The sequence below is a fragment of the uncultured Veillonella sp. genome (genome assembly GCF_963534045.1).
In the GTDB taxonomy this organism is placed as follows: Bacteria; Bacillota; Negativicutes; order Veillonellales; family Veillonellaceae; genus Veillonella.
This window is the reverse complement of sequence record NZ_CAUSQT010000005.1, coordinates 50,761-57,864: the sequence shown is the minus strand read 5'-3', so window position 1 is coordinate 57,864 and position 7,104 is coordinate 50,761. Positions and strand designations below refer to the sequence as shown.

Genomic DNA, 7,104 nt, shown 5'->3' with positions numbered 1-7,104 from the left:
TAAAGTGTGATAAGTCCAGTTTTTATGCGGATAACTAGATTTTTATGCTATTTTTTAAATAAAAAATCTATAATATAAATTAATTATAAATTATTTTCGTTTTTTATATAATTAGCATTACTTATAATCATATAACTAGTATTCATAATGTTTTATTTTTTTCAATGCTATACTAAAAATGATGTGTTTTAACTATTTATCAGTGTAGAGGGTCATAAATATGAAAAAAGGTAAACGAAAGAAAACATTAACTGGTTGTAAGCAAACCAGTACATCAAAAATCATATTATTTTCAATGATTTTAACGGCTATGAGCGCATCTATTGTATATGCAGCAGATACCAACGTGGCCGATGAACCTAAAGTATCACATACCATCACGGTAACTGCTACTAGAACTATGGAGGATATCATAAAAACACCAAGTGCTGTATCTGTTGTAACAGACAAAGATATTGAAACACGAAGAGTTGATACCGTAACAGATGCTCTACAAATGTTACCTGGCGTGTATAAAAGCCAAAAAGCAAACGGTGGATTACAAATTCGCGGTTTTGATTCTACTGACATCTTAGTATTACTCAATGGTGTACCAATGAATAACACCTTTAATAATGGTGTTGATTGGGAAGCTATACCAGTACATTCTATTGAAAGGATCGAATTAGTACGTGGTCCTAGCTCCTCTTTATATGGTGGCAGAGGTGTTGCTGGTGTTATCAACATTCAAACAAAACAACAACAACCAAAACAATCTGTAAAAGATATCCATTGGCATGGACAAATTGGATATGGATCTCATGGGACACTAAATAATGAGTTAGGGTTTGATGCACAAGTATCTAATCGTATTACTGTCGGTATGTCCGGAGAGCAAAGAAAAACAGATGGTTATCCAGGTTTCTTTATTACCGGCAGAGCTGCCAACATAAGGCCGTCTACTGTAACAGTTACACCAGATAACCCAGTTCCACAAACCAAAGATGGTTCCTATCTATTAGGTAGTCGAGGAGATAAGTCATTTAATAATAAGAATCTATCTGCGTATGTAACGATGAAACTCCGTGATAGAGAATCATTAACCTACTCTTATCTATATACGAAAAATAGATATGCTTATGAGAATCCAATGAGTACCATAACCGTAAATGGTGCACCTATCTTCTCTGGAAATATCAAAATTAACAATCAAAAATATGTAGCACTTAGAACAAGTAGATACTTAGGCTATGATGGATTAAAAGAATATCATGCTCATAACCTACAATATAAAAATGACAAAAATAAGCTACAAGTTACTTTCAATATATTAGATCGAAAAAAAGATGGATTCTCTAGCCCTAACAATCCAAATACACCTAACTACAGCGGCCCTGGTGATGATTCATTCTATCCTGGAAAAACAATTAATTTTGATGCACAAAAAGTATGGGATCGTATGGGGAAACATAGCGTTGTTGCGGGCATTAACTGGAAAAAGGAAAGCTTTGAGCAAAAACGAAGAGAATTAACTAATTGGAGAAATCATTCTTCCTTTGATTCAACCACATATCCTGGGGGATTGTATGAAATCAATAAAGGTGCTACAAATAATTTAGCCCTATTCGTCCAAGACACATATCGTCCTAATTTCAATTGGGCTATTTATACCGGACTTCGTATAGACCGATTCAAAAAATTCGATGGTCAGCATGTTACCTATGATACGACCAATAATAGATACGACACCGTAAATCATGGTGAAGGTAGCTATACTGAATGGAGTCCAAGATTAGCAATTGAACATTATGTAACCGATTCGCTAAATGTATATGCTTCCTATGGTCACTCTTTTAATCCACCACCACTTAGTCAAGTATATCGTTACACAGATGTAGTACGAGCGAATCCAAATCTTGATCCAGAACGTTCAGATACATTTGAAGTTGGTATGAAAAAAGAATGGGGCACAAAAACTGCATTAAATCTATCTGCATTCTATGTAAAAACGAAGGATAAGGTTAAATATGTAACACATTATGATAATAATGGTGATGTAGATTATAAAATGTATGAAAATGTAGACCAAGAAACTCGTCGCGGCATAGAATTAGAACTTCGCCACCAACTATCCTCAAAATGGTCTGTATTTGGAAACTATACATGGCAAATGGGTCGTATAAAACATAAAGATCTTCCTAACACAAATGCAAGCGGATATGAGGAAATCAATTATGATATACCTAAACACATCTTCCATGCAGGTCTTGAATATACTAATGGTAAATGGAATGCCCTTTGGGATGCTCAATATGTAAGTCGTCGACAATCAGTAGATGATATTACAGGTCAATACGGTTCCTCAGATAGCTACTTTATCTCTAATGTAGCAATGAATTACAAATTCTCCAAAGAAGCGACATTACAATTAGGTATTCAAAATGTATTTAATCGTATTTTCTACGATGATGAAGCTACCGCAGGCCGTACATATTCTGCAAGTATGAAGTTTAAATTTTAGTAATCATTCATCAAATTTTACTATATAACTTCTATTTGCTTTAACCACAACCATATAAAATCTATCTAAATTTAATATATAAAAGCAAAAAAAGGTCCATCGCATATCGTTTCTATGCGATGGACTTATTTATTCTTCTTCAATTATTATTCCATTTATATATGCAAATTCAATCATAGTGGATCCATAAAATTCACTCACGCCTAATGAAATATTTTCTTTAGGAATTTCTTTCAACTGATTATAAAAGTCAATATACATACTTCTTAACTCAGAATTTTTGATTATTTTATTAAAATATTGTTGAGCTTTATCTTTTCCACCATAATGATAAATATAATACGGTAGATTATAATCGTTTATATCTCCCTCTATAAGTTTTTCAATATTACGTTCTGTATCTTCAAAACCGTCAAATAGCGGTATTATATATTCCTCACATAACTTGCTAACTTCATCTACAGTATATTGATAGTTAGCACCTGCTAATTGATACCAATGCCATTCCGTTCTATTTAACAAACGACCTAATTCTCCGCCATATACAAACCCGTTATGAATATTAGCTTTTTTCATAGATTTAGAATAAATGGCAATATGTGGAACAAACTCTACGCTATCTGCATAGTTATTTCTATTAGCTTGAAAGTAGATTTCAAAGATAAGGTCTTTATTCTTAGAGGTTTTCTTTAATTTCTGACCTTTACTAACTACCTTAAAATCAGGAAATTTACTTGCTATCTCCTGCCAAGCTTTTTCACATAACTCTCTAGGTTTCAAAATTGTAGAAGTCCTCCTAAATAGTGCTGTATTTCTTTTAAAGATTACTTTATCGGTAAAAACATGGGTTATTTTTTGACACGATACACCATATCTCCGCTATTCCAAATATACATAATCATGGATACTGGAGATTTTTCATCGGCCCAAAGCCACCCGGTATATGTAGTTGTATTAGCATAATAGCCTTCAGTAATTATTTCAAATTCTGAATCTGCATACTCATTCATAAAATCATGTAAACAAATGGACTTTCCAGTAAATCGACCTTCCCGTAAGGTTTTGTTAAATATTAGTACCTTACACAAATCCACATCACAGTCTTTAAAAGATATTTCACCGGAAAAAGCTCTTTCTTCACCGTCTACCAATTGATACATTTCGTCAACTGTTAACGTCAATGTTTTATTATGAATTCTGATTCTATTTACTTTACTACCATAAAGACTGAAAAGAATATTACTCTTTCTATCATGTATAAACTCCATATTATTCCTCATAATATGAAATCTAAAATTGTAATTTAAATATATTATAAAACTATTATTTGATTATTTAAACGAAGTGTATTCTATTACAGCCGCTTTATTATATTAAGTCTAAATAAAAAATCAGATTTATTCAGTTCTAGAACAATGCACTTAAATAAATATTATTTCTTAACGATAAACACTGCATCACCTCTATAAAGTGAATAAGAGTCATCCAAAACATACTTATTTGACGAATTTAATGCTGGAAACTGAATTACCGCATCTCCAACTTTAACTGCATCCGACTTAATATGAACTTCAAAAGAGCTATTAGTATCGATATTAGATAAATCAAATAATGATTGATAACCTACTGTTACCCACATACCAGGACCTTCAAATTGATCATCGCCACGTACGGTCTCTGTTGGATAATATGTATTTCCATTTTGTACTATAGATATAACGACATTATTAGTATCATTATACATCTTACTTTCCGGCATATAAAGGAAAGATCTAACCTGTAATATATTAGTAGCATTTCTTGTTGAATAAGTACTTGCTACACCTCTAGCATCCTCCAATGCCGTATTTGCAAAAATTGCGAATGGAGTTTGAACATATACGATACCTTGCAATTCATTTCTTGGGAAAATTCCACCATAACGTCTTTTAATAAACTTTTTCTTAGCAGTAGATATCATTTTGATATTTTTCTTTTCTACTAAAGACTGTCCATAAGATGTTGCTGATGCAATATCTTCATTTGTAATTTGGTGTTTCTCAATAACTTGAGGATTATAAGTACGAATATCTTCAGCAGATACTGCCATAACAGACATAGCTAAAATTGAAAATAAAACAATTTGTTTCTTAAAGTTCATAGTCTCACCTACAAAACATATACTTTTAAAAATAAGCTTTTCCATAAATTTTGGACATCTCCAATATGAGCCATTCTAATCCTCACTACATCGCTTTGCTTCTAGTTAGCAAAGCCACTGCCTCAGTGGTTCGGCGTTTCCAATCGCACTTCGTCTTCGTCTCGTGTTCTTGGACGCCTATCACATGGGCAGTGCTAATGCTCACTACGTCACTTCGTTCCTAGTAAGCAAAGCCACTGCCTCAACGTGAGCGGTCATTGGGAACATGTCTACAGGTTGTACTTCTTTTAGTTCATAGCTGTAGTGTGTAAGGATTTCAATGTCTCGTGCCATAGTGGCTGGATTACAGGATACATAGACAATGCGTTTAGGTTCCATACTAGCTGCAGATGTCAATACCTCTTCTTTACAGCCTGCGCGAATTGGATCGAATACGATGACGTCTGGTCGTATGCCGGCTTTATAGAGTTTTGGCATTTCTACAGCCGCATCAGCGACGATGAATTCAGTATTGTCATAGCCATTACGTCGTGCATTTTCACGAGCATTGATAATGGCTGGCTCTACAATTTCAATGCCGATAACATGTTTAGCTTTATGAGCTAAAAATAATGAGATGGTACCTGTACCACAGTACGCATCGATAACAGTTTCATTACCTTTTAAGTCTGCATAAGCTAACGCTTGATCATAAAGCACCGTAGTTTGTTCTGGATTGACTTGGAAGAATGAATGTGGTGACAAGTTAAAACGTAGGTCCTTAATATGATCAGTGATTGTACCATCTCCATAGATAACATGATTAGTAGGACCTAAAATGACATTGGTTCGTTTACCATTCACATTATGAACGATGGTTTCCACTTGTGGTATACGATTGGTTATGTTTTTAACCCATGCTTCTTTATGCGGTAAATAATCAGTAGCAGTTACGAGAATAACCATCCATCCAGATTGCCCAATGCGACCGATTACATGTCGTAATACACCTTTGCCTGTATGTTCATCGTACGGCTCAACATCAAGTTCTTTAGCAATGTCATAACACACTTGAGCAATTGTATTATTTCCATCATCTTGGATAGGGCAATTCGTCCCCTGTACGATATCGTGAGATCCCATTGCATAGAATCCCATTTGAATGTCGCCTCTAGCACCACCGACAGGCATTTGCATCTTGTTTCGATACGCCCAAGGTTCTTTTGGTCCTAGTGCAGGTTTTACAAGATCAGGATTTTGGTGACCAATTCGTTCAATAACATCCTTCACCTTTTGTGTTTTTAGTGAAAGTTGCCCTTCATAGGTAATGTGTTGTAATTGACATCCGCCACATATACCGTATAACTCACAAGTAGGCTCAATACGATTATCAGCAGGTGTAACAATGTCAATTAATTTACCTGTAGCATATGTCTTTTTCACCATATTTATAGTTACTTTCACAGTTTCACCAGGCAAGGCAAAGGGAACAAAGACGGTAAAATCATCTACGCGACCTACACCTTCTCCACTACTGCCAATACCGTGAATGGTTACCAACACCTCCTCACCAAGTTTAACAGGCGCATTTAGAATGGCCTGTTGTTTTTTAGAAAGTTTTCCACCTGTATGTTGTTGTCTACCTTTAGATTTATATTTACGAGATGTACGACCTGTACCGTTCATTACGCGTCTCTTTTCTTCCAAATTTTAATGATACCAGTCACAATGAGTACAAAGAATACCGCACCAAATTTAACGAGTAATTCTTCCCCTTGAATATATGGTAAAAGAAGTGGATCTTCTACGATCATTTCACCGGCAACCCATCCAAGTAGTGCACCGCCAGCCCAAAGAATGGCTGGGAATTTGTTAATAATACGAGCGAATAGTGTAGAACAAAATACGATGATAGGTACCGTAATTAGCATACCAACGATAACAAGCTCTAAATGACCTCTTGCAGCGCCCACAACACCGATGACATTGTCGATACTCATCATAGCGTCAGCAACGATAATCGTCCAAATAGCACCCATTAAAGAATTTTTAGCTTCAATATGAGCCTCTTCATCATCGCCTTTTAAAAGCTGAATGGCAATCCATATAAGCACAAGTCCACCGCCTAAATGAACGAGAGGAATCAAGGTTAACGCTTCTACCAAAACGGTGGCAAACAGAAGGCGCATTAAAATGGCACCTACCGTCCCCCATATAACGGCTTTCTTTTGAAGTTCTGGTGCTAATTTACCGGCTGCCATACCGATAACTACAGCATTATCTCCGGCTAATAAAATATCTATCAATATAATCTTGCCAATCGTAACCCACGTGGCCGCTTCTAAAAATTCCATTATACGCACCTCAACTATAATTAATTCTATAACTATCCCTTAACTATACCATATTTTATGTATTTTCTCATCTAAAACAAATGCTTTAATATCTTTCATAATCTACTGCAAAAAAATATCTCTCCTCCTGT

The 7,104-nt window shown here is 35.0% G+C and carries 6 protein-coding genes; 1 reads left to right on the top strand and 5 read right to left on the bottom strand.

The genetic code is table 11. The annotated features are described in order from the left end of the window. Positions 1-220: 220 nt before the first annotated feature. Positions 221-2,500 carry a TonB-dependent receptor gene (locus RYP29_RS02260; RefSeq protein WP_311531904.1) on the top strand — a complete coding sequence of 760 codons (2,280 nt, stop codon included), beginning with the start codon at positions 221-223 and terminating at the stop codon, positions 2,498-2,500. A 129-nt stretch (positions 2,501-2,629) separates the two neighbouring features. Here RYP29_RS02260 and RYP29_RS02255 read toward each other — a convergent pair whose 3' ends face one another. The 5 genes from RYP29_RS02255 to RYP29_RS02235 form a co-directional block, all read right to left on the bottom strand. Next, on the bottom strand, positions 2,630-3,280 hold the full coding sequence (locus RYP29_RS02255; protein WP_311531902.1) for a DUF4304 domain-containing protein: 651 nt from the start codon (positions 3,278-3,280) through the stop codon (positions 2,630-2,632). 68 nt (positions 3,281-3,348) lie between these two features. Further along, positions 3,349-3,768 (bottom strand): hypothetical protein, encoded by a 420-nt coding sequence (locus RYP29_RS02250; protein WP_227068120.1) that lies wholly within the window; start codon positions 3,766-3,768, stop codon positions 3,349-3,351. A 164-nt stretch (positions 3,769-3,932) separates the two neighbouring features. After that, positions 3,933-4,685 (bottom strand): hypothetical protein, encoded by a 753-nt coding sequence (locus RYP29_RS02245; RefSeq protein WP_227068121.1) that lies wholly within the window; start codon positions 4,683-4,685, stop codon positions 3,933-3,935. Positions 4,686-4,844: 159 nt separating this feature from the next. Then, entirely contained in the window at positions 4,845-6,305 is a 1,461-nt protein-coding gene (rlmD, locus tag RYP29_RS02240; RefSeq protein WP_311531899.1) for a 23S rRNA (uracil(1939)-C(5))-methyltransferase RlmD, read from the bottom strand. Then, on the bottom strand, positions 6,305-6,973 hold the full coding sequence (locus RYP29_RS02235) for a TerC family protein (protein WP_009660870.1): 669 nt from the start codon (positions 6,971-6,973) through the stop codon (positions 6,305-6,307). The genes rlmD and RYP29_RS02235 overlap by 1 nt, the downstream gene beginning before the upstream one ends. Positions 6,974-7,104 lie beyond the last annotated feature (131 nt).